Source organism: Saccharothrix sp. NRRL B-16348 (genome assembly GCF_001280085.1).
Taxonomy (GTDB): domain Bacteria; phylum Actinomycetota; class Actinomycetes; order Mycobacteriales; family Pseudonocardiaceae; genus Actinosynnema.
Map to the genome: position 1 here is coordinate 1 of NZ_LGED01000246.1, position 22,791 is coordinate 22,791.

19 protein-coding genes are annotated in these 22,791 nt (G+C 66.5%); 12 read left to right on the top strand and 7 right to left on the bottom strand.

What is annotated here, in order from left to right; genetic code table 11:
- On the bottom strand, positions 1–303 hold a 303-nt coding region (locus ADK67_RS39960; protein WP_231648588.1), incomplete at its 3' end, for a helix-turn-helix domain-containing protein.
- A gap of 195 nt (positions 304–498) precedes the next feature.
- Between ADK67_RS39960 and ADK67_RS39965 the strand changes: the two genes are divergently transcribed.
- Positions 499–759: a hypothetical protein gene (locus ADK67_RS39965; RefSeq protein ID WP_053721799.1), complete on the top strand. Its 261-nt coding sequence runs from the start codon at positions 499–501 to the stop codon at positions 757–759.
- Positions 760–828: 69 nt separating this feature from the next.
- Here ADK67_RS39965 and ADK67_RS39970 read toward each other — a convergent pair whose 3' ends face one another.
- Together ADK67_RS39970 and ADK67_RS53055 are read right to left on the bottom strand one after the other, a co-directional pair.
- Positions 829–2,412 carry an extracellular solute-binding protein gene (locus tag ADK67_RS39970; protein ID WP_053721800.1) on the bottom strand — a complete coding sequence of 528 codons (1,584 nt, stop codon included), beginning with the start codon at positions 2,410–2,412 and terminating at the stop codon, positions 829–831.
- Between the two features lie 463 nt (positions 2,413–2,875).
- Complete coding sequence (locus ADK67_RS53055; RefSeq protein ID WP_197289839.1) at positions 2,876–3,856, bottom strand: AfsR/SARP family transcriptional regulator; 981 nt, start codon at positions 3,854–3,856, stop codon at positions 2,876–2,878.
- Between ADK67_RS53055 and ADK67_RS39980 the strand changes: the two genes are divergently transcribed.
- Entirely contained in the window at positions 3,850–7,818 is a 3,969-nt protein-coding gene (locus tag ADK67_RS39980; RefSeq protein ID WP_197289840.1) for an nSTAND1 domain-containing NTPase, read from the top strand. The genes ADK67_RS53055 and ADK67_RS39980 overlap by 7 nt on opposite strands.
- Before the next feature lie 135 nt (positions 7,819–7,953).
- Here ADK67_RS39980 and ADK67_RS39985 read toward each other — a convergent pair whose 3' ends face one another.
- Positions 7,954–9,432, bottom strand: a complete 1,479-nt coding sequence (locus ADK67_RS39985; protein ID WP_331459378.1) for an ISL3 family transposase — start codon at positions 9,430–9,432, stop codon at positions 7,954–7,956.
- Between the two features lie 639 nt (positions 9,433–10,071).
- On the opposite strand from ADK67_RS39985, the gene ADK67_RS39990 reads away from it, so the two are divergent.
- From ADK67_RS39990 to ADK67_RS40000, 3 genes are all read left to right on the top strand, one after another.
- Complete coding sequence (locus tag ADK67_RS39990; RefSeq protein ID WP_053721804.1) at positions 10,072–10,257, top strand: lasso RiPP family leader peptide-containing protein; 186 nt, start codon at positions 10,072–10,074, stop codon at positions 10,255–10,257.
- Positions 10,258–10,524: 267 nt separating this feature from the next.
- The gene (locus ADK67_RS39995) at positions 10,525–12,132 is read left to right on the top strand and encodes an asparagine synthase-related protein (RefSeq protein WP_053721805.1); all 1,608 of its coding nucleotides are present in this window, start codon (positions 10,525–10,527) and stop codon (positions 12,130–12,132) included.
- Positions 12,101–12,865: a lasso peptide biosynthesis B2 protein gene (locus tag ADK67_RS40000; protein ID WP_053721806.1), complete on the top strand. Its 765-nt coding sequence runs from the start codon at positions 12,101–12,103 to the stop codon at positions 12,863–12,865. Before ADK67_RS39995 ends, ADK67_RS40000 begins: the two co-directional genes overlap by 32 nt.
- Positions 12,866–12,919: 54 nt before the next feature.
- On the opposite strand, the gene ADK67_RS51700 is transcribed toward ADK67_RS40000, so the two are convergent.
- Entirely contained in the window at positions 12,920–13,066 is a 147-nt protein-coding gene (locus ADK67_RS51700) for a hypothetical protein (RefSeq protein ID WP_157621412.1), read from the bottom strand.
- A 581-nt stretch (positions 13,067–13,647) separates the two neighbouring features.
- On the opposite strand from ADK67_RS51700, the gene ADK67_RS40005 reads away from it, so the two are divergent.
- The 7 genes from ADK67_RS40005 (at position 13,648) to ADK67_RS40035 (ending at position 21,364) form a co-directional block, all read left to right on the top strand.
- Complete coding sequence (locus ADK67_RS40005) at positions 13,648–15,288, top strand: hypothetical protein (RefSeq protein ID WP_197289841.1); 1,641 nt, start codon at positions 13,648–13,650, stop codon at positions 15,286–15,288.
- Between the two features lie 259 nt (positions 15,289–15,547).
- Positions 15,548–16,684 (top strand): formylglycine-generating enzyme family protein, encoded by a 1,137-nt coding sequence (locus tag ADK67_RS49955; RefSeq protein WP_197289842.1) that lies wholly within the window; start codon positions 15,548–15,550, stop codon positions 16,682–16,684.
- Between the two features lie 22 nt (positions 16,685–16,706).
- Positions 16,707–16,964, top strand: a complete 258-nt coding sequence (locus tag ADK67_RS40015; RefSeq protein ID WP_053721809.1) for a MoaD/ThiS family protein — start codon at positions 16,707–16,709, stop codon at positions 16,962–16,964.
- Between the two features lies 1 nt (position 16,965).
- Complete coding sequence (locus tag ADK67_RS40020; protein WP_063797890.1) at positions 16,966–17,931, top strand: class I fructose-bisphosphate aldolase; 966 nt, start codon at positions 16,966–16,968, stop codon at positions 17,929–17,931.
- On the top strand, positions 17,921–18,589 hold the full coding sequence (locus ADK67_RS40025) for an HAD-IA family hydrolase (RefSeq protein WP_197289843.1): 669 nt from the start codon (positions 17,921–17,923) through the stop codon (positions 18,587–18,589). Before ADK67_RS40020 ends, ADK67_RS40025 begins: the two co-directional genes overlap by 11 nt.
- Positions 18,590–18,648: 59 nt before the next feature.
- The gene (locus ADK67_RS40030) at positions 18,649–20,001 is read left to right on the top strand and encodes a glycosyltransferase (protein ID WP_053721810.1); all 1,353 of its coding nucleotides are present in this window, start codon (positions 18,649–18,651) and stop codon (positions 19,999–20,001) included.
- 151 nt (positions 20,002–20,152) lie between these two features.
- Entirely contained in the window at positions 20,153–21,364 is a 1,212-nt protein-coding gene (locus ADK67_RS40035) for an ROK family transcriptional regulator (RefSeq protein ID WP_053721811.1), read from the top strand.
- 89 nt (positions 21,365–21,453) lie between these two features.
- On the opposite strand, the gene ADK67_RS54240 is transcribed toward ADK67_RS40035, so the two are convergent.
- Positions 21,454–22,137, bottom strand: coding sequence for an integrase core domain-containing protein (locus ADK67_RS54240; protein ID WP_331459379.1), 684 nt, complete (start codon positions 22,135–22,137; stop codon positions 21,454–21,456).
- The gene (locus tag ADK67_RS54245) at positions 22,098–22,478 is read right to left on the bottom strand and encodes a hypothetical protein (protein ID WP_231648590.1); all 381 of its coding nucleotides are present in this window, start codon (positions 22,476–22,478) and stop codon (positions 22,098–22,100) included. The genes ADK67_RS54240 and ADK67_RS54245 overlap by 40 nt, the downstream gene beginning before the upstream one ends.
- Positions 22,479–22,791 lie beyond the last annotated feature (313 nt).

Below are 22,791 nucleotides of genomic sequence, written 5' to 3' on the forward strand. Positions count from 1 at the left end.
GGCGATCAGGCAGATCCGTTCACGGATCGCCTCACCGATCGTCCGACTCCGCCCGCCGCTCCATTTTGGGTCCAGCGCCGCGAACCCCCGCTCGTTGAAGGCATGGATCACGTCACGCACGTAATCCTCGCTCACCTGCAGCAACGAGGTGATGTCCCGGACCGCCTGGCCCTGGCCGGACATCAGCACCACAATCGCCCGCCGCAGCCGCACCGGATCCTTCGCGGTCGTGGTGATCCGCTGGATCTTCCGGCCCTCCTCCATCGATAACGGCCTCACGAACACACTCGGACGACGAGCCACAACCACCTCCCGCACTCGACATGCGGGACCAGCCTCGCCGATCAGCCGAACCGATCGATTACCGGGTCAACCCTCCGAGACGCGCCACTAGACCTATCCGCCCGTCTACAGCGACTCCTGCGTCTCGCCACGTCCGTCGTACAGCTTTACCATCCACTTCCGGGTGCAGTCGCCGACTCCCGGTGCCACCTACTCGTGGTCGCGGAGCGGCGCCCCTCTGCCGCCGTCCTGCACGTCCACGTCGTCGACCTGCACCTGGTGCCCGGCTACAGGCCCGAGCTCAACCCGGACGAGCTGATCAACGCCGACATGAAACGCAACGTCAACGCCTCCCGCGCCCACAACGTCGACCGACTCACCCACGAGACCCGCCGGTTCCTGCGCCGCCGCCGACGTCAGCCGCACATCGTCCGCAGTTACTTCCAGGCACCACACGTCCGCTACACCGCTACGTAGGCAATCGAAGACTTTCCGCTCAATAAGTGCGCCGCACCGACGGCGAAATTCCACCGCGTACGATTGGCGTCAACCGGTGCCGGCGCACCGCCACGCGTCCGCCGCTTGCTTGGCGAAGTCCGGTTCCAGCTGTCCGTCCGCGTTCAGCGCCCGGCCGATGCCACGACGGAACGTGCGGCTGAACTCGGTGTAGCAGCGGGTGATCGGCCGCGGTCGGGCCCGCTCGACCGCAGCGCGGATCTGCGGGCTGAAAGCGCGCTTTGCGATGGTGTACGCGGACTGACGCGTCGGCGCGAAACCGCCGAGCTCCGACAGGATCAGCTGACTCGATGCGCTGGTGAGGAACTCGATGAGCGCCTGGGCGGCGCGTGGCTTCCCCGAGGTCGCGGAGATGGCCAGGTTCTGCCCGCCGAGCACGCTCGCCGTGGTGGGGGCGACGATCTTGAACGGCACCCGGTCGCCGACGTCATCCTGTGCGACTGGCCAGTTGCGCATGAAGAGGGTTCGTCCCGAGGCGAAGGCATCGACCGCCAGGTCTGCCGTCATCTGCCCGGCGTCGGCGGTCACCAGCCCGGGGTTCTTCGCCGCGGCGGCGAGGTTCGCGATCCCCTTGAGGTCCACCGGCGTGAAACTGATCGAGCCGTCGGGTGTGAGCAGCAACTGCCCGTTGGGGCCGACGACTTCGCCGCCGGCCGCCCAGATGGCCTCGAAGGCGGTGATCGTGAGCATCTCCTCGTCGGCGAGCTGTGCGGCGTTCGCGGCCACGATGGTCGGGAACGCGGTCCTCGCCGAGGGCAGCGGGGCCAGCGCCGCGGGTCCGAAGTAGGCATCCCACGACTCGGGTGCGGTGACGTCCTTCAGGTCGGACCGGTAGAACAGCAAGCCCGCGTCGGTGTTGAACGGCAGCGCCCACAGCTTTCCCTCCCACTTGCACGTGGCGATCACGTTGGGCAGGAAGTCGCTCAACTGCGTCTCGGAAAGCCTCGGGTGGGCCAGTTCCCGGACGTAACCTTCCTCGACGAACTCCGCCATCCACACCAAGTCGAGGACGTAGACGTCCGCGTTGTGCGGGCCGCCCGCCTTGGCGTCGTTCACCATGCGCTCGTGCTGCTGGTCTGTCTCGCCCGCCACGTAGTCGAACATGGCCGGGTTCTGCGGGTGCAACCGATTCCACTGCTCGACCAGCAGCGACCTCGGATCGTTCGGGCTGGGCACGAACGCAGTCATGATCCGCAGCTCTCCCGGCTCCAAGCCGGTCGGCTCAGGCCGGATGACCAAGCCGCCCCCGACGAGTACCGCGACCGCGAGCAGCACCCAGAACGCCCGGAGAGGCGGGCGCAGGGTGCGCCAGAGCCAGCCGGCAAGGTCAACGAAGCCGATGTTGGCGTTGTTCGGCTCACGCCACACCTTGGCGACGACCGTCGGCAACAGGTTGATGCCGACACTGGAGAGCACCAGCACCAAGCCGATCGGCAGCCAGCGCAACGCGGAACCGGCTCCGTCCGGCCCGTTCACCGACGCGACCGACTGAAGCGACAGCGCCGCGAGGGCGACAATGATCAGCAGGTAGACGGCGATGACGACGAGCCGGTAGCGAGGGCTCCAATGCCGCTGCTCCTGCTGGTGGTCGGGTTCCTCAGGATTGTTGTCCACTACCCCCACCTCCCGCACGTCGCGGTCAACGCTTATCACCGCGCGTCCCGAATGTCGCCCTCAAAATGCGGCTTGCCCTGCACCATCCCGCAAGTTTTCGAGCCCCATGCTTCCGCCGCCGACCGCTTCACCGTCGGCTGTACGCGGCCACCGGGTGAACGTAGCGGCAATCGCTTCCAGCCTGATGCCAGGTGGTAAGCCCGTACCCTGCTGATGGACCTCGGCGACCGGTTCGACGACCCTCGGTTCCTGCTCCGAGTTGATGGCGCCTCAAGTCGCTTCCCCGGTGTCAGGCGGTGGTCCAGGTCGACTTGCGGAACAAGCCGGACCCCCGCCTTGTGGTCAGGAGGGCGCTGTGGTGCCGTAGTCGTCGAGGTAGGCGTCGTAGATCCAGCCGAGGCGGCTCCCGTTGGCGTCGCGGATCCTAGTCCAGGTGTGTCTTGAATGTAACAGCGATTCGAGTTCATTCGATGGTTCCGGAAAGTATTTTCTGGTGAGTTTCTCTTATCTGTGTGCCGGGGAGGATGCCGAGTTCGTGATCGAGTCGATGGTGCAGCATGCGGTAGTGGGAGAGTGCTTCGGCTCGCCGTCCGCAGCGATTCAAGGCGAGCATGAGGCTTCCGGCGAGGTGTTCGTCGAGTGGATGGTCGGTCGCGAGGGCGGCGATGTCGGGTAGTAGCGTCAGGTGCATGCCGAGACGCAATCCGGCGTCGATGCGGTAGCGTTCGGCAACCACACGCTCGTATTCGAGGGCAGTGCGCATGTGGTCTGCCCACGGGCTGGTCAGATCGGTCAGCGCCTCGCCACGCCACAGCGCCAGTGCGCTGTCGAGCAAAAGCAGGGCCTTCTCGTCTGTGGCCGTGCGTGCTAATGAGACAAGGGATCGGAATCGGTGGAGGTCGATGGTCGTTTCGTCGACGTCCAGAACGTAACCGCTGCTGCGTCGGTTGATGTGGACTTGGTGCACGGCGGCGAGGATGTGGCGCAAACGGCAGAGGTAGCTATAAAGCGTTGCCTTGGCGGCACGCGTTGCGCGTTCTCCCCACACCCTTTCCACCAGACTGTCGGCGGAATGCGGTCGATTGGGTTCGACTAGCAGTACCTCCATAACCGAGCGCTGCCTGGCGTGCCCGAGAGCGAGTGGCTGTGTCGGTGTCAGGACGATCGTTTCCCCGAGCACGCCAAATCTGAGTTGCATCGTACTCCTGTTCATTGTCGTCGACGGGTATCCGTCCGTCTGCGGCTGCCATGGATCCGCCGAACGGTCGAACGGATCGTCGACCTGATCGTCGGTGCTCTCGCGGCTCCTGCCGCCAGGACGGCGAACCGCAGGCACGTCGCTTGGCTTCCTGGATAGCATCTGTGCGTTGTCCGGTGCCGGAGTCCGGGAGGCCGGACAAAGTTCTTCTGTCGGCAAGCCGCTCACCAGGGAGAGCCGTGCCACGAGTCGAACGACCGTTGGACCCCGACGGGGGTCCGCTGACCACGTTCGCCGCAGATCTGCGGAATTTGCGTCGCGAGGCGGGTGGTCCGACCTACCGTGAGTTGGCCCGCCGAACGGGGTATTCCACGACAACGCTGTCTGATGCGGCCTCCGGCCGGGCATTGCCGAGCCTGGCCGTGATGTCGGCCTATGTTGAGGCATGTGCCGGGGATGTGGAAGCGTGGCGGCGGCGTTGGCATGAAGTAGCGGCGTACCGGGCGGCACTCGAGACGGTCGCGCCGAATATCGTCGAATCGGCCGAAGACGACGGCGGGACGACGCCGTACGCGGGTCTTTCGGCTTTCGGTCCGGAGGACGCCGACTGGTTTTTCGGCCGGGAGCGGCTTACAGACGAACTGTTTGCTCGGGTGGCGGACCGGCCGTTTCTTGCGGTTTTCGGCGCTTCGGGAGTAGGGAAATCTTCCCTCCTTAGGGCAGGGTTACTGCCACGATTGCGTTCGGCGACGAGTGACCGGACGAAGCAGGCACTGCTGTTGACTCCTGGGGCGCACCCGATGGTGGAGATCGCGACCCGGCTCGCGCCGCTCATGGATGAGTCCTCGAAAGACGTTCTCGCGGCGTTGACCGCCAGCCCGCAGAGTTCGGGCAGGATCATGATGCGCGCGTTATCGAACACGCTGTCCAGGGAAGAGTTGGTCATCGTGGTCGACCAGTTCGAGGAAGTCTTCACGCTGTGCGGCGACGAGGTGGAGCGCGAATCGTTCATCACGGTCCTGACAGCCGTCGCTGGTGCCGGAGGAGGTCGTGTCCGGGTAGTGCTCGGAATCCGGGCCGACTTTTACGCAGATTGCGGTGTGCACGGTTCCCTGGTTGAGGCCATGCGCGATGCACAATTCACTGTCGGCCCCATGACCGTCGAGGAACTGCGTCGGACGATCACTCATCCTGCTCGCAAGGCCCAGTGCGCGGTGGAGAGCGGCCTGTTGATACATTTGGTATCCCACGCCCATTCCCAGCCTGGAGCTTTGCCGCTGTTGTCCCATGCGCTGCGGGAAACATGGCGCCGTCGCAAGGGCAACACCCTCACTTTGGCCGGGTTTCACGCCACTGGGGGCATCCAAGGTGCGCTCTCGACAACCGCCGAAGCGCTATACGCCGACCTGGACGATGCCAGCAAGCGTCTGGTACGTGACCTGTTCACACGACTGACAGCGCCGGGCGACAGGCATCAGGACACCAGGAGGCGCCTCCTGGTCGACGAACTGGACTTCAGTCCGGACCTCGATGTCCTGCTGGACCGCTTCGCACGTGCTCGCCTGATCACCCTCGACCACGACACCGTCGAGGTGAGCCACGAGATCCTGATCAACGCCTGGCCACGTCTGCGAGGCTGGCTCGACGAGGACCGCGAGGCGTTGCGCCTGCACCGCGCACTGACCCAAGCGGCACGACAGTGGGTAGAGCTAGACAGCGATCCGGGAGCGCTCTACCGCGGAGCGCGGCTCAGCTCGGCTCAAGAGTGGATGGCTTCCCGCAAACCCATGCTCACCACCACCGAGTCCGCGTTCCTCGATGCGAGCGTCGCTGCGGAACAACACCTGGTGCGCGCGTCCCGACGTAGAACACGTCGCCTCCGGCAGTTCGTTGCACTCCTGGCATCGCTACTCCTGCTCACAGGCGCAGCGCTCATCTATGCGGTACGCGCCGAACGCACGGCCACCGAGCAACGCAACGTCGCCCTGGTCCGCAAGACGCTCGTCGACGCAGCGGCCATACGAGACACCAATCCCGCACTCTCCCTCCAGTTGACACTGGCCGCGCACCGCCTTGCTCCCATGCCCGAAACCCGTAACGCCTTGTTCGGCGCGTTCACCACGCCTTTCGCGGCCAGGCTGCCCAGCGCGGGTGCTGTCGCGGCGACGTCCTCGGGGAATCTGATCGCGACCGTCCGCCCTGACCCAGAAGAGGCGGTCGAGTTATGGGACATATCCGACGCCGCCCAGGTCACCCGACTGTCGATCCTGACCAAGGCGAACTATCGTGACCGACAGGAGTTCGACGGTGGCCCCCGAACCGTCGAGATCAGCCCGGACGGGCGGGCACTCGCGACGATCGGAGCCCCCGGTGTGGTGCACTTGTGGGATATCGCCGATCCAGGGAAACCTGTTTACACCACGAGGATGATACTGGACGAATACGACGATGCCGGGATGCTCCAGACTGCCAGAACGGTCGCGTTCGACGCGACGTCTCGAATTATGGCCGTAGGTCACGAAAAATTCGACAACTTGCGAGGCGCGATGTCATTCTGGGATGTTTCGCGGCTCGACATGCCGGTGTTCATCGGTACTGTGTCCTCTCCTGGCTCCGATAGAGGTATCAGGTCGCTTACGGGGATTGTCAAGTTCGCCATGAGCGCCGATCGGAAAGTGGCGATGGTAACCAACGAAGGGCTCGAACTGCACTTATGGGACGCGGCCGACCCTCGACAACCAGTTGCGTTGCAGACCTGGCGGCCTGAGAACGGCGCCGTCACCGCTGTCGCATTCAGCCCGAGCGGCAGCACTTTGGCTGTGGCGACCGCCGCCGCGCGAACAGTCGAGCTCAGAGACCTCGGCCCGAACAGTCAATTCCGCGTCCGCTCCACGATCACGGGGCACACAGGGGCGATCGAGACGATCGCGTTCGCGCCCGACGGCCACACCCTCGCGACAGCCGGAGCCGACAAGACCGTGCGTCTCGTCGACCTGCCCGATCTCGACCATCCGCAGCACGCGTACACCCTCAACGGTCACGTCGACACCGTCACTGCACTCGCGTTTGCCCGAGGCGGGGACACCCTCCTCAGCGCCTCTCGGGACAACACTGCCCGCCTAGTCGATCTCACCGGCATGCCTACTTCCGGCCATCGGGTCCAGGCGCGATCCATTGCCCTCGGCCTCCACGGCACGACCATCCGAACAGTCATACAATTGGTTGACGGAAGCGTCGAGGTCTTCGAGGAGACGCCACGTAGACGCATGTACCGATTAGCGAAGCTGGAATTGGAGCCCGTCGGCGCCAGTCGCGTCGTGACTCTCAGTTCCGACGGAAGACTGCTCGGTGTGGTCACCGTCGAAGGAATAAAAAGCAATGCGGAGATTTGGGACCTCGTCGACCCGGCCCATCCGAAGCGAGTATTCAGTGGGTCTTCCCCGATTGTCATCTTCGCTCCGGACAACGAACATGTCGTCACCCATCATGAGTTCGATCGTTACCTAGAGGTGCGAGACAGAAATAATTTCAAGATTGTTGGCCGTACCGCGCAGACCTCGTTGGCCTACGGCGTCGGGCCCAACTACCGAGTGGCAATCGACAGTTCGTGGCACCATATTGCAATCGCAGACCAGTACAGCATAGATGTGCTGTCGCTGGAATATTCAGCGGCAAACCCGAAGCTAGTCTCGATGATCTCATTCCCCCCCTACGAACGTACCGGGCTGTCGAGGCCGGGGAGACCCGACGGCATTTTCGATGGCCAGGGGAATTTGATCGTCGTAGACGGTGCGAACCCGGCACGGATATGGCCTCTCGGTGATGGGGTCGAGCCGCCTGAGCCTGCCGATTCGATCCGCCTTGGCAGCCTCGTGGCCACCTCGGTGGCGGTGGACGAACAGACCCAAAGGATCCTGCTGGGCGGACAGGACGGCACCCTCCAACTGTGGAACACGGAGAACATCCGCGAACCGCAGGAACAAGCGGCGTTCCGCGCCCATGACGGCGCGATCAACGACCTCGCACTCACCCCCAACCGCCTCGGCGCGGTGACTGTCGGCAACGACTACTCGATCAGGTTCTGGGACCTCGACCTGGAACACATCGCCGACCGCATCTGCCAGTTAGCTCACCCTCGACTCACCACGCACGACTGGGAAACATACTTTCCGGGAGCGCTCTTCGAACCACCCTGCCCGACGCCCTGAATGCCATTAAAGCGTTGTGCTTGGCGATAACGTCGTCCGTGCAGGTCAAGCGGTGGGACTGTAAAACGAGCGGTTCTGTCGCTGATTGCGTGATCAATGACTTGAGGTCAAGGGCAGGTGGCGGATCCGGGGCGGCTATTGGTCGAGCAGAATCCGCTTGCGCAGCAGGGCGAAGCTCGCTCGCCCGTAGGTCTGCCGCTTGAGCAGCTTGATCTTGTTGACGACTCCTTCGGTGGGGCCGTTGGTGTGGGGCAGGGTAAGTCCGGCGACCACGGCGTCGTTGTCCTTGCGCAGACCGTGGACGAAGCGGTGCAGAGCGGGCAGGTCGTCGGCCAGGACCGCGTCGATCCAGGCATTGAGGTCCTGTCCTCGACGGTGGGTCAGGATTACGGCGAACTCGCGGATCCGCTGGGCGAGCGTCGTCATCGGCGGGCAGCTGGTGATCAGGTCGTCGAGATGGCGGCGATGATGCTCGGGCAGGTTCTCCGGTTTGCTCGTCAGCCAGGTGACCAGGCGTCGTGGCGAGGGCGGGACGCGGTCGGGTTCGGCGCGGCCTTGTTTGAGGTAGCGGACCAGGAGGTTGGCGCTGCCGGGGTAGCCCAGGGCGCGGATCTCGGCGAACAGGTGGGTGACAGGGACGTCGGGTTGCTGCGCGAGGCGGCGGCGTAGGTGGTCGCGGTAGGGGTCGACCATGCTGCGCCGGTAGGGCGGCGGGCGTCGCAACTGTTCGGCGGAGGGGATGCGGGTGTAGCGCTTGACGGTGTTGAGTGACACGCCAAGGCGTCGTGCGCATTCCAACAGTCCGACGCCCTGGTCCAGCAGGCCGTGGACCGCCGCGTGCCGCTGCAGGGTCCGCTCCTCCGCGGTCTTCGTGCGTCGCTCCGGTCCGACGTACCAACATGTGCTGTGCGCGGTCACGGTCTTCTCCACCGCTGCGACCAGGTTGTCCCACAGGTGCCACCGGTCACCGATCTGGACCGCGTCCGGGGCGCCTTGGCGAACGGCCTCGGCGTAGGTGGCCGAGCCGTCCGGGCAGACCATCCTCACGCCGGGATGCGCGCGCAGCCAGGCGGTCAGGGTCGCGGCCCTGCGGTCGGGCAGCACGTCGACGCGGCGGTGGGTGACCGCGTCGATCAGCACGGTCGCGTAGCGGCGACCGCGCCGCAGGGCGAAGTCGTCGACCCCGAGCACCTCCACCACCCCGACCGGTGGATCGGGCAGAGCGTGCACCAACCGCAGCAGCGTGCTTCGACTGGCAGGCAGTCCGAGACCGGCGGCCAGGCGCGCCCCGGTTCTGCCCGCCAACATCAACCCGATGCGCTCCAACGCGGTGCGCGACAACAGCGTGCGGCGCGCGTGCCCTACGGTCAGACCGTCGACCTGCTCGACGAACGTCCCCAACGCACAGCCCTGGTCGTCGCAGAAGAACCGACGCACCCGTAATCGCAGCACCACCGGCCGGCCTGCCACCGGGGCATCGTCCAGCTTCCGGTCATAGCGGCTGTGCACTCGATCTGACCGGACACCACAGGAAGGGCAGCGCGCGGTCTTCACCGTTGTGCACGCCCAGATCCGCACGCCCGCCGAGGTCGGCTCGACTCGCTCCACCACCACGTCAGCAAGGTGCGGAAGCAGGGCTGCCAACCAGTCACGATCACACCCCGACCATGATCACAGACCCGCTATACCTGCCAGCAGCCACCCGAACTCGTTGATCACGCAATCAGCGACAGAACCGCTCGTTTGACAGACCCGCCGTCGGCTGTACCGCTTGCGCCGCGGTCGCCCGGTGCCGGGTGCCGGGTGCCCGGCACGGTTGCGCTGACCGGTTGAACTCGAGGAGTACATCGCGGACCCGACCGTACCGTCGTGCCTTGGACACGCCTCGCCGGTCGGTGGACACGGACGTCGAGCAGCCACGGCCGTGGTGGTCCGACCGCCTATCGCGCGGACCGTGATCCGTTCAAACTGAACGGCCCTCGGCGTGCGTCGCCACGGGCTTTGGCGATCGGAGGGCGCAACACGCGGGCGAGGTGGTACAGAATGGTGATTTTGAATCAAAGCGAGCCGTTCGGTGCTTCGATTCGTTCAGATCACGGATCCGCCGGCTTCAGTGCCCAGTTTGACATGAGCTGAAAGTCTGATGCTATTATCGGCCCGATGGGCCACTTTGGTCGACTCATTTGATCGGGTTTGCTGGATGCTGTCCTGTCTTCGCTGTCGAGCAGGTGTGGTCAAGTAGGGAGAGTCGTCATGTCCCCTGTGCGTGCCCTGCGGGCGATCTTCGGTGGTCAGGACGCGCCCGCCGCGGCAGTGGTTTCGCCCCACGACCGGGACTACGAGGCTCCGGTTCTGGCCGACTTGGGCGAGATTCGCGATGTGGTGCTGGGCAATTCGTCCAGTGGCAACGGCGACGCTAACTCGCAGTACTACTGGTAGGAACTGCGCGTGCTATCGATCTCCGAGCCTGGTCGTACCTCGATGCGCGAGCCCGGGGTCGTGGTGGTCTGGCCACCGTTGCCGGGTCCATCGGTGTCGCTGCCCCCCGGTGTCGAAGAGGTGTGGCCTGACCGTCCGGGTCTGTGGCACAGCGGTGGTTGGCACGTCGGCGAGTTCCGGACCATGCGGTATCGCGATGCCGGGTTGCTCGTCCTGGGTCATTGCTTCGCCGGAGAAGAGCGGTTGGCGGCAGATTTTCGCGGTGCCGTGGAACAACGCCGTTTCGACGTGCTCGGCCGGTGGTCGGGCAGTTATTCGACCGTGGTGCTCCACGATCACGGCGTGACCGTCGCCGTGGACCTCGCGGGCCAAATCCCATTCTACCACTTCTCCGCACCCGGCCGGGTAGTGGTCGGGTCGACCCTGTCCTTGACGACTGCGGCGGCCGGGTTTCGCGGTGAACCGGACTTCCTCGCGGTGGCCGCGCGGGTGTTCTGCCCGGACGTGCCGGCGTTGGTCGGCGACCGGTCGGTGGTCAAGGGCGTCCGACGGCTCGGCGGCGGTCTGCTGCTCACCGCCGCGGCGGACGCCCGGCCGCAGGTGCGGTCCGGCGAGGCGCTGCTGCCGGATCCGGGGGTGACGGCCGAGGACGCCGCGATGGTGCTGCGTTCCGCGCTGACGGCCGCCGTGGCGGCGCGGGTGGCGGACGGTCGGTCCGTGTCCGCTGACTTCAGCGGGGGCGCGGACTCGACCTCGATCGCGTTCCTCGCGGCGCGTCAGCTGTCGGGGCCGCTCCGGGTTTTCAATTACCACAATCCTCTCGCACCGGCGCACGACCTGGAGTACGCCGAGCGCTATGCGCGGCTGGATTCCAGACTCCGGTTGGAAGTCGTGCTCGGCCGTTCGGACACGCTCACCTACCGAGGGCTGGCCGACGTCGTGGCGGGAGACTTGCCCGACCAGGCCGCGGTCGCAGACGCCCGCACCGAGTTGCGCCTCAGCCGGATCGCTGCGGCGGGAGGACTGCTGCACTTGGGCGGTGAAGGTGCCGACGCGCTGCTGGTCCCCGCGCCGTCCTACCTCGCGGACCTCGCACGGCGTGGCGCGGTGCGAGGGCTGGCGGCGCAGGTGCTGGCGGCGAGCCGGGATCGCTACGTGTCGCCTTCCGTCGTGTTGAAGCAGTTGATCCGAACGGCCGGCACATCGATGCCGCGCGCGTTCAGAGGGCTCGCCGCCCAGTTGGAACGGCCGGCGCCGCAGGCGATGCAGTGGCTGGACGCGATCTCCTGGTGGACCGGCCCCGGCGCCGCATCCCCCTGGCTCACCGAGCGGGCACGACGAGAGCTGTCCGATGTCGCCTACGACCTGTCCAGGCAACGCGATCTCCAGCCGCGAGGCGTCGGAATCGCGGACGCCGCCGCGTTGCACGACCTGCGGGCCGCGGGCGCCGTGCACCGACGGCTCGTGGAAACCGCACGCAGGCACGGGATCTGGCCTCAAGCGCCGTTCCTCGACAACGACGTGATCCGGGCGTGCACGAAGGTCGGCGCCGCGCTCAAGGTCCCGGACGAGCGGCCCAAGCCGTTGCTCCGCAAGGCGATGGAGGGTCTCGTGCCGGCGCCGGTCTTCGCCCGACGCACGAAGGGCAACTACATCGGTGAAGATTACCTCGGCGTGCGGGCGGCGGTGCGGAGCTTGACGGCGTTCCTCTCGACGTCCCATGTCGCTGACCTCGGGTTGGTGGATCCGGAGGCGGTGATCAGGTCGGTGGAGCAGGCTGGCACTGGTGCGCCGGCGCCGTTGCCCGCGTTGAACCGCTTGCTGGGCGTCGAGGTGTGGTTGCGTGGGCTCGCCGATGCAGGCCCAGGCCGCTGAGAGGATCGTGATGGCCATCAGACTGGGCATTCCGGAGCACGTGCAGGACGTCAGTCAGCCGACTGGCGGTGGGGTGCTGCTCGACCTGAACTCCGGGCGATGTTATGCGATGAACCCGACCGCATACGAATTGTGGCGGGAGTGGCACCGTTCGGGTGATTTTGATCTGGGGTTCCAGGCCGTGGCGGACCGAGACCCCGATTATTGCGGAGAGCGGTTCCGGTCGGACTCGCGGCGATTGGCCGATGATCTTTTGCGGAAAGGACTTCTGATCACCGTTCCGGAGGTTTCGCGTCGACCGGGTGGTGTGGTAAGGGTGGTCGTCCGTTGTTCGGAATCAGTGGGCTCTGAGCTGTCCGGACTCGCGCTCGTGGCGCTTTTGGTCATGCCTCTTGCGCTGCTACTGGTACGCATGCCGTTCCGGCTGACGGTGTGGCTCACCGGCTGGTTGCGGGAGTACTGGTGCTGCGGCGAAGCCACACCGGAACAGGCGCTGTCGGCAATCCTGGCCACGCGGTCTACCACGCGATACCATCCGGGTCGGATCGCCTGTCTGGAACTCTCGCTCGGTGCCGTGCTGATTCTCGCGGTTCGCCGGCGACACCTCTCCCTGGTGATCGGTGTCGCCGACAACCCGTGCCGCTTTCACGCATGGGTGGAGACCAAGGGCGGCCCACTCGGTTATCCGACCGATGCGGACATCGCCGAATTTCGGCCGATCTGCACCTTGTGAGCGCGTCCTCCAGGGTCATTTCGGTAAGGGTGGGGGCGAGTCGATCTGCCGCGCTCAGAACCCGCCGTTGATCACAGACAGGACGTGGCTGCCACTCACTGCCCAGGTCAAAACCATGATCAGCACGATGATCCCGACCCTGATCTGCTTCCTGGAGATGACGCCCGCGCCCGAGCACTCGAACTTGTAGTGGAGTTTCACGGTGATTCTTCCCTACTTCCCAAACTCGGCAAGTCCCGGCGGTGATGGGGGTTGGAACACAGTGTGCCCACTTGCGGCGAGGTCCTCAACCGACCTGGCGGTCGATCCGGCCGGTTGTCGACCTGTGCCCCGTGGACGGTCTGAAAAACTGTCTCGGAACGTTGTTCAGTCTGTCGCGTGGCCCGCTAGCCATTGAATCCACGGACCGGCCTGAGAGCCTGGTTCAGTTTGATTTCAACGCTTTCGACCCACGGCGGGCGGAAGGTCGCACCCACGGCGGATGGCCGCTTGTCAAGAGGCGTCGTCGTCTGGCGCCGCCGCTATGTCGACTGGCGCGATCTGGATCTCCCGTCACCCGCTCCGGCGTACACTGACTAGGCTGCGGCATTCCGTTGAAATTGAAGTCGATCCTGCCTGTGGTCGGCTTCGCGGTTACGAATCGCATACCGGGCCCGGCTGAAATGGAGACCGGACCGAGGATGCGTCCGGCGCGTTTGCGAACGGAAAGATCTTGAAAAACTTTTCGCGCGTGCGGATTAGCCGTCGGTGTCGGGCTGCCCGGAAGTTCAAGCGTTCGGGCGATGGCCGGGCTGCACCGCGTAAGTACCGTGGGGAATCGCTCGCCGTCCGGCCAAGTATGGGAGACCGGCATGGTCAGTGCAGGGGGCACCGATTGGGAGCGTTACTCCGCTTGCCACTTCGAGGATCCGAATACCGGCTTGGCGGTGGACGTGAGCCCGGCGGGGATCACGGTCGATCACCTCGACGGCCTGGCTCCGTCGATGGCCCGCGCGTTCGACGCGATGGCGGCGCTCGAGCGCGGTTCCGTCGTGAACCCCGACGAGGGAAGGGCCGTCGGCCATTACTGGCTGCGCGCGCCCGATCTGGCTCCCGACCCCGAGGTGGCCGCCGCGATCAAGTCGAGCCTGGCGATGCCGGCCGAGTTCGTATCCCTGGCCCGTGCCGAGGGTTGGCGGACCGTGCTGCACGTCGGGATCGGCGGCTCGACCACCGGCCCTCAATTCCTCTGCGACGCGTGGAGCGATCAGACCGACGGCCTCGAGGTGCGGTTCCTCGACAATGCCGACCCGGACGGGGTGGACCGGGCACTCCGGGGCCTGTCGGGCGGACTGCGGCGCACGGTCGTGTCCGTCGTGTCGAAGTCGGGCATCACGCCGACTCCGTTGGAGGTGGTGCGTGAGCTGGAACGTGCCTACCGGGCCGCGGACGTCGACTTCGCCTCACGTGCGGTGGCGACCACGATGGCAGGCAGCGCGCTCGCGGTCCACGCGACGGACAACGGCTGGCGCGCAGTCTTCCCGTTGTGGGACTGGGTGGGAGGTCGCACGTCGGTCACCTCGCTTGTCGGGTTGTTGCCCGCGGCCCTTGCCGGTGCCGACACCGACTGCTTCCTGTCCGGCGCCGCGGCCGTGGACGCGCTCACCAGGGTGCCGGACCTCCGCCGCAACCCGGCCGCGCTGCTCGCCGCGACGTGGCACCACCTCGGCAACGGACGCGGCGACCGGGCCATGGTCGTCCTGCCGTACCGGGATCGGCTGGCGTTGTTGCCGAGGTGGGTGCAGCAGTTGGTGATGGAATCGGTGGGCAAGGAACTCGACCGCGGCGGTCGCGTGGTGCGTCAAGGGCTCACTGTGCATGGCCACAAGGGTGTCACCGACCAGCACTCCTACCTCCAGCAGTTGAAGGACGGCAGGGACGACTCGTTCGTCACCTTCGTCGCCGCGCACCGGGGCAGTCGAGCCGCCGGCGCCGGGGACCCCGACCTGGCGGAACACCTGTTCTCCGGCTTGGTCGGCACGCTGGAAAGTCTGGCGCGCAAGAGCCGACCGGCAGTGGTGATCACCGTCCCGGACTACCGCGAACGTTCGATCGGTGCGCTGGTGGCGTTGTTCGAACGGGCGGTCGGCCTCTACGCCGAGCTGATCGACGTCAACGCCTACCACCAGCCCGGTGTCGACAAGCACGTCGCGCTCCCGGTGCTTGATCTGCGACGGGAGGCGTTGGCGCACCTGGCGAAGACCCGCGCCCCACTGACAGCCTTCGAGCTCGCCTCCGCGTTGGGGTGCGCGGAGCGGGCGGTCACCGTCCATCGCCTGCTGGCGCACCTGGCGACAGCACGCCCCGAGCTGGTCGGCGTACTGCCGGGCGGTTCTCCCGCGAAAACCCGTTTCCACGTGGTGGGTAACGACGCCGATGCCTGACCACGCCGACCGGGACACTGTCGTCCTACCAGCCACGCTCATCCGCGACCTGCTCGATTTCGTGACGGACCGCTATCCGACCAAGTCCTTCGGCTACCTGGTGGCCCCACGCGGGCAGTCGCAGCCGACGGAGTTCGTCGGCTTCGAGGACAACATCCGGAACACCGACCAGTGGCGAGCGGACTTCGAGTCGCGCGGTCGATACTTCGTCGACCACTCGGACGCGGGTTTCGTCGCCACGGAGGAGGAATCGTGGCGAGTGCAGAAGCAGCTCATGGAACGCGATCTGTACGAGGTCGCGATGTTCCATACTCACCGGCGCCATCCGGGCAACTTCTCCGAGATCGACTACGACCTGCACATCAGCAGGGTCCCCGGCTTGTGGCACGTGATCATCTCGCTGCGCAACCCGCGTCAGCCGCAGATCCGGGCATTCGCCGTGTCCGGGGAGGGCGTGCGCGAGATGCACGTCGTATCACCGCATCAACCCCACGAGGTGGAACGCGCCCAGGGTCGTTCCCTCGATGCGGCGGTAGCGGCTCTGGCCCTGTCCGGAGACGGACGCCCCCGGTGTCGCGACTCGGCCGTGGTGCTCCGCGCCGTCGAAGTGCTGAAATGGCTACCTGACCGGGGACCGTACGAGGAACACGTGGTCAGTGGGTTGTTCCTGGGTGCGGGCGAGCGGTTCGACGAGTTCATCGCCCCCGACCTGGTGCGGGTTGACGGCGGCGCGTTTGAGATGGGGTCGGATCCGGCCTCCGCGAGGCACTTCTGCGGGGAGACACCGCGCCACCAGGTGGTCCTGTCGCCTCTCCTGCTGTCCCGCTTCGCCGTGACCAATGGTCAGTACGCCCGGTTCGATCCCGCACGGGCGACGTCGGCGGCGGAACGCGATCTGCCGGTGGTCGGTGTCTCGTGGCACGATGCGGCGCTCTTCGCGGCCTGGATGGGCGGCCGACTGCCGACCGAGGCGGAGTGGGAACGTGCCTGCGGCAACGGCTCGCCGGACCAGTGGTGCTGTCCCGAACCGCTGCTGCCACGACATGCCTGGTACAGCGAAAACGCGCACGGCGAACCTCACGTCGTCGGCACGCGGAAGCCCAACGACCTGGGATTGCACGATATGCACGGCAACGTGTGGGAGTGGTGCGCGGACGACTTCCGGCCGGACTTCTACGCCCGGTCGCCCCGGCACGACCCGATCGCGACGGGCTCGACGGCCGGCACCGCACGTGCGCCGGACAAGGTGTCGCGCGGCGGCAGCTTCCTGTCCCTGCCCGAGATGTGCCGCACCCGCTTCCGGCTGCACGATCCGGCCGGCTATTCGGCGGGTGACCTCGGGTTCCGTATGGCCGGCACGCCCCGACCCGACAACGGAGGTCGATCGCGTGATTGACGTCACTCTTGGTGCTTCACTGGTGGGTTACCTACCCGACGGCGATCAGTCGTACGGACACCGGTCGGTCGCACTGACGGCCAGCACCTGGCCGGAGACGGTGCGGGAGATCCGGTCGAGATTCGAGAAGCTCGGCGAGCGGCTGTTCGACGAGTCGGGACGGCTGCGGACCGGCTTCGTGGTGGCGGTCAATGACGAGATCGTCCGAGGTCCGGACGGGCCGCGACTGCTCGGCCCCGGTGACCGGTTGTACTTGTTCGCACAGATCGCCGGAGGATGAGATGACCTTGTCGCTGCACAACCGCGGCCTCGGCACCGGTAAGCTGACCAGGTTGCACCGGATGCTGTACCAATACGGCAACCGCAACGGCACCCTGCTGCTGCTGCCCTACGACCACGGCCTGGAGCACGGCCCGCGTGACTTCGCGGCGAACCCGGAGTCCGCCGATCCGCATTACGTCCTCGACCTCGCGATCCGAGCCAGGTTCAACGGCGTCGCCCTGCAGATAGGGCAGGCCCGCAAGTGCTACGCGTCGTTCGCCGGGCGGATCCCGCTGGTGGTCAAGCTGAACGGAAAAACTGAGATCCCCTCGGACGATGCGCCGCTGTCGCCGCTGAACGCGACGGTCGAAGAAGCGGTCTCGCTCGGGGCGGACGCGGTCGGGTACACCCTGTACGTCGGGTCGTCACGCCAAGCGGACGATTTTACGGCTTTCCGCAGCGTCCGACAGGAATGCGAACGATACGGTATACCTCTGATCGTGTGGGCGTATCCGAGAGGGGCGGATATCGCCCGAAAGGGTGGGCGCGACTCGTTCTATGCTGTCGACTACGCGGCTCGGGTCGCGGCCGAACTCGGCGCCGATGTGGTGAAGGTTAACTGGCCTTCCCCGGTGACGTCGCCTCAAGTTCCGGAGGAGTACCGGGTGCACTTGTCCGATGCGGACCGGATCTCGGCGATCGTCCGGTCCGCGGGCAGTGCGCTCGTGTTGTTGTCCGGCGGCGACCTGGCGGACACGGCGGTGCTGCTCGAACGGGCCGGGATCGCGCTGCGGGCGGGCGCGGTCGGGCTGATCTTCGGCCGGAACGTGCTCAAGCGGACGAGCGGTGAGGCGTTGGAGTTCGCCGAGCAACTTCGCGGAGTGCTCAGGCGATCACCGGAAGGCCAGGCAGGCGGCGGGGTCGATGGACAGGAGTGGAGCGTGGTTGGGCGTCCAGACGCATCCGGGGTGGCCGGTGACCGCTGAACTGCACTGTTCAGCCGTCCTGTTCGACCTGGACGGTGTGCTCGTGCGGTCGACGGACTCGGTTCGCCGATCGTGGACTGAGTGGGCCCGACGGCAGGGCCTGGACCCGGAGCTGGTCCTGGCCGCGAGCAGCGGGGTGCGGTCGGCGGACACCATCCGGCAGGTCGCGCCCTCGCTCGACGCCGTGGCGGAAGCCGCCCGGCTGGAGGCGGCGCAGGCTGTGGACGTCACCGACGTGGTCGCGGTTCCCGGCGCGGCAGCCCTGCTCGACGGGTTGACTCGGCCCGAGTGGGCTGTGGTGACCTCCGGCACCAAGCCGTTGGCGGCCGCCCGGCTGCGCGCGGCGGGCTTGGCGGCGCCCGAGGTGCTGGTGACCGCGGAACGGGTCGAGCGCGGCAAACCCGATCCCGCCGGCTACATGCTCGCCGCACGGCTGCTCGGCACATCCCCCGGGGATTGCATCGTCGTGGAGGACGCCGAGGCGGGGGTCGAGGCGGGCCGCCGCGCGGGCATGAGGGTTATCGGCGTGGCCGACGGGCACGGATCGGCGCACCTGGCCGGTGCCGACCTCGTCGTTGAGTCCCTTGCCGACCTCGGCGTAACCGGTCGTTCGGACGATGGCTTCTTGATTCGGATCACACGGACGGACGGACTATGAAGGCTCACCCCTCATCCGCGGTCGCGGTGACACCAACCGTCGAGTACGCGGTCTCACAGGTGCACATCCCGGCGCGCGACGACGGCACCTCGCCGGAACTCGCACGTACCGCGGCAAAGCTCGCCGACCGACTCGGCGTGAGGCGGATCTGGCACGTCAACAGCACCGCGACCGGTGGTGGAGTGGCCGAATTGCTCTGGTCGGGTATCGCCCGGCAGCAGGCACTCGGTCTGCCTGTCGGCTGGCTGATCGCCGACGCGGAACCGGCGTTCTTCCAGCTCACCAAACGCATCCACCACGGCCTGCACGGGCGGGTGGACCACGCGTTCACCGAGCACGACGCACGGCTGTACGAAGTGAGCACCACCCGCTCCGCCGCGCAGCTGGCGGAGTTCGTGCGGCCAGGCGACCTGGTGGTCCTGCACGACCCGCAGACCGTAGGCCTCGCGCCGCACCTGGTCGCCGGGGGAGTGAAGGTGGCTTGGCGGTGCCACATCGGCACCAGGGCCAACGTGCCTGCCGTTGCCGCGACCTGGGCCTTCCTGCGTCGCTACGTCGAGGCCGCTCCGCGCTGCGTGTTCACGGTGGCGGATTACGCGCCCGGATACCTGGCTCCCGGCCGGGTCACGGTGATCACGCCGTCCATCGACCCCGAGTCCCCGAAAAACCGCCACCTGTCGCAGGCGGAGTGCGTGGAACTGCTCGCGGGCATCGGGCTGCTTCGGTCGCCCGACCTCGCGACCGGTGCTCCGAACCAGGGGGACGATCCGGTCGGCTACGTAGTGCAGGACCAACCGCTTCCCGAAGGCGTCCCGGTGGTGACCCAGGTGTCCCGCTGGGATCCGCTCAAGGACCTCGCGGGCGTGCTGCGCGCGTTCGCCGAAGGTATCGCCCCGCACTCGCCGGCTCACCTGCTGTTCGCGGGGCCCGACCCGGCCGACATCCCGGACGACCCCGAGGGCGCCGGTGTGTTCGCGCAGCTGCGTGCGTTGCGACAGGCGCTGCCGGCGGAGATCCGCCGCCGGGTGCACCTCGCGGTGCTCACGCTGCGCCACCAAACGGCCAACGCGCTGGCGGTGAACGCGATCCAGCGCTATTCCACCGTAGTGGTGCAGAAGAGCCTGGAAGAGGGTTTCGGTCTGACCGCCACCGAGGCGATGTGGAAATCGCGTCCGATTGTCGCATCGGCTGTGGGTGGATTGCTCACCCAGTTGACGCACGGGGCGCAAGGGCTGCTCGTGGAGCCGGACGACCTGACCGGTTTTGCGGACGCGGTGTCCGGCTTGCTCGCGAATCCGGTGCGGGCCGCGGAGTTGGGTGCGGCGGCGCACCGCCGATGTCGTGAGGAGTTCCTCGCCGAACGAGAGTCGGCGGACTACCTCGCGCTCTACGACAGGATGTCGGGAAACTGATCACCGTATTTTTGCGGCAACGACGGGTTCCACTTTGTCGACGTGTCCGATTCGTAGTGGATCGTGATCCGGTACCGCTTCAATTTGAACTCCCCTGTGTTAATCTGACGGCTCCGAGGTGGATTTCACGGAAGTGCCTGGGGGTGTCGAAGTGATCGAGGCGCGTGAACTCCTCGGGCCGGCCGGCGGGGCGCGCGACGCGAACCGCAGGCGGATGCTTATCGAGATCATGATCAAGGCTGACCGCCAATCCCGGATCGCTCGGCGCAGCGGTCTGTCGCAGGCATCGGTATCGACGGCAGTGCAGGAACTCGCCGAACAGGGCGTGCTGGAGAGCGACCGGGGACAGGAGAAGGTCCGCGGACGCAGCGCCCAGGTCAGGCTCGCGCCGATCCGCGGTGTGGCGGTGGGCATCGACATCAGCCACGACCACGTCACCGTGGTCGCCCGAAGGGTGGACCAGCGCTACGACCACGTGTCGGTGCAGCAGAGGAGTGACGGCGCCAACCGCGGCCTGGGCAGGCTCATGCCGATCATCAAGACGATGATCGCGGAAGCGGTGGAGGAAACCGGGCAGACGCTGGATGACGTGGTGTCCGCGGGAGTCTCGGTGCCCCGGATGATCGACCCGCGCACCGGGCGGTTTACCACGCCGGTGCTGTTGCCGTGGCGTGAAGACGAGCAGCCCGCCGACGAGCTGGCCCGATACTTGGGCATTCACGTCGCGATCGACAACGATGCCAACCTCGGCGCGATGGCCGAGCAGATCTACGGCATGGACGAACCCGCGGAGACCGTGGTGTACGTCAAGGCCACCAACGGTGTCGGCGTCGGCATCATGATCGGCGACATGCTCTACCGCGGCCACCGCGGCATGGCGGGGGAGATCGGGCACCTCACCATCGACCGCGAAGGCGACGTGTGCGAGTGCGGCGGACGTGGTTGTCTCGACACGATCGTCGGCTCCGGGTCACTGCTCGCGGAGGTCCGCACGTCGCACCGCGGCAGCACCACCGACGTGCCGGTGAGCCTGCCGTCGCTGATCGAGAAAGCACACGCACGGGATGCGGTGTGCATGCGCGTTCTGCAGGACGCGGGTCGGACCCTCGGGATCGCGCTCGCCCAGCTGTGCAACCTGATCAACCCGCGGATCATCGTGCTCGGCGGTGAACTGGCCACAGGCAAGGAGCTCGTGCTCGAACCCTGTCGGCAGGAGTTACAGCGCTACGCCCTGACCGGAGCGGTGAATCACCGGGAAGGCTTCCTGTTGCGGTTGAGCCAGCTCAGCCCTTACACCGAGGCACACGGTGCGCTGATCCTCGGTCTGCGCTCGTGCCAGCTCGAAGAGAGCGGCGTCGAGTGACCGCAGGGATCGTGTTCCGCTGATCGGCTTTTGTTCCGACCCCGCAACCTGTGGGGTGCCAATAGTCGGCCATACGGTCTGACCTGCACTTATGCGGCTGTGGGCTCGTACTCGTTGATCAGGCCGCCGAGGATTGGTCGTCGACGTATCGACGTGCAACCTGGCTCTGCGATCGGCTGGTCTGGTTGTGGTGGCGAGAGTTGCAGTGCTCTGTGTGGTCTGCGGTGGTTGTAGTGGGCCGCGTAGCGGTTCAACACGGTCCGGAGGTGGTGTTCGTTGATGATGAGCAGTCGGTCGGTGACTTCTCGCCTGACGGTTCCGATGAACCTTTCGGCGTAGCAGTTGGCCCTGTGCTTGCCGAAAATGTCGTCCGTGCAGGTCAGGCGGCGTGGTGGTACTCGTTGAGGATGCCGCCCAGTCGTTGCCGACGGCGGATGTCGAGGCGGGGGAGGGTCGCCTGATCGGTGACGGCTGGTGGCAGGGCGCGGAGTGGTCGTGCGTTGTTGATGCCTTGGTGGGGGCGGTGGTTGTTGTAGAACTGCTCGTACTCGCGTAGGGCGTGGAGTAGATGCTGCTGGTTCCGGATGAGGGAGTTCGCGTCGGCAGCTGCGGATCCAGCGTTCCATGATCGCGTTCATCCGAGGGATGCGGACTCCGCTGAGGACGGCCTGGATGCCGGCGTCGGTGAGGACGGCGTCGAATAGTGCCGGGTACTTGCCGGCGCGGTCGCGGATCAGGAATCGCGCGTGTTTGCCCGCGTCGTCGAGGTCCATGGCGAGGTTCCTGGCGGCTTGGGCGACCCAGGAGGCGGTGGGGTGTGCGGTGGCGCCGAGGACTCGGATCCGCGGCTCGTGTGCTCGATCACCGCGAGTACGTAGAGGCGGGTGCCGTTCAGGGTGGTGGTCTCGAAGAAGTCGCAGGCCAGGAGCGCGTCGGCTTGGGAGCGGAGGAAGGCCGACCAGGTCGTCGTGGTGCGTTCGGGTGCCGGGTCGACCCCGGCGTCCTTAAGGATTTGCCAGACGGTGGAGGCTGCGACCTTGATGCCGAGGACGAGGAGTTCGCCGTGGAGGCGGCGATAGCCCCAGGTCGGATTCTCTCGTGCCAGGCGCAGCACCAGGAGTCGGATCGAGCGGATGGTTCGTGGTCGGCCGGGCCGCTTGGGGCGGCAGCTGGCTGCGTGGCGGTGGGCGAGGAGGTCTCGGTGCCACCGGAGCACCGTCTCTGGGCGACCAGTAGTCGGAGCCGACGAAGCGCATCGACCGGGAGTCGGTGCAGCAGTGCCGCGAGGAATGCCCGGTCCGCGGGGGAGAACCGTGGGCGAGCGTCTCCGAGTTGGCGTTCCAGGACTATGATCTGGTGGCGCAGCGCCAGGATCTCCGCGTCCTTGTCCTGGTCGCTCAGGGGCAGCAGGCGCAGCAACGCGAACG

What these genes read in the sequence shown, in the direction of transcription:
- ADK67_RS40020 (WP_063797890.1), top strand. Translation starts at nt 16,966, where the DNA reads ATGACCTTGTCGCTGCACAACCGCGGCCTCGGCACCGGTAAGCTGACC.
- ADK67_RS39990 (WP_053721804.1), top strand. Translation starts at nt 10,072, where the DNA reads ATGTCCCCTGTGCGTGCCCTGCGGGCGATCTTCGGTGGTCAGGACGCG.
- ADK67_RS54240 (WP_331459379.1), bottom strand. Translation starts at nt 22,137, where the DNA reads ATGGACCTCGACGACGCGGGCAAACACGCGCGATTCCTGATCCGCGAC.
- ADK67_RS40005 (WP_197289841.1), top strand. Translation starts at nt 13,648, where the DNA reads ATGGCCGGGCTGCACCGCGTAAGTACCGTGGGGAATCGCTCGCCGTCC.